Source organism: Pantoea sp. USHLN298 (assembly GCF_037149395.1).
GTDB classification, from domain to species: domain Bacteria; phylum Pseudomonadota; class Gammaproteobacteria; order Enterobacterales; family Enterobacteriaceae; genus Pantoea; species Pantoea astica.
The window spans coordinates 1-330 of sequence record NZ_JBBCRO010000023.1; the positions used below are offsets into that span (position 1 = coordinate 1).

Here is a 330-nt window from a genome sequence, read left to right on the forward strand (position 1 = left end):
TAACCGGTACTAATGACCCGTGAGGCTTAACCTTACAACGCCAGAGGCGTTTTTGAGAGACAGATTTTCAGCTTGTTTTCCGGATAATTATTTGCGGAAACGAAAGATTTTGCGGCGTGACAGGGCGCAGAGCGATGACGTCAGCGGGAGCATACGGAAGTATGTGACCGGTGCGGCTGAGCGATGGCAACGCGGTCACGGCGGAAAAGGTTCGTTTCATGCACAAAGAATTTGCCTGGCGGCTGTAGCGCGGTGGTCCCACCTGACCCCATGCCGAACTCAGAAGTGAAACGCCGTAGCGCCGATGGTAGTGTGGGGTCTCCCCATGCG

At 55.2% G+C, this 330-nt stretch carries 1 rRNA gene; it reads left to right on the plus strand.

Features of this window, described 5'->3' with window-relative positions:
- Nucleotides 1–234: 234 nt before the first annotated feature.
- Nucleotides 235–330, plus strand: a 5S ribosomal RNA gene (gene rrf, locus WFK59_RS21995); the annotation flags it as partial.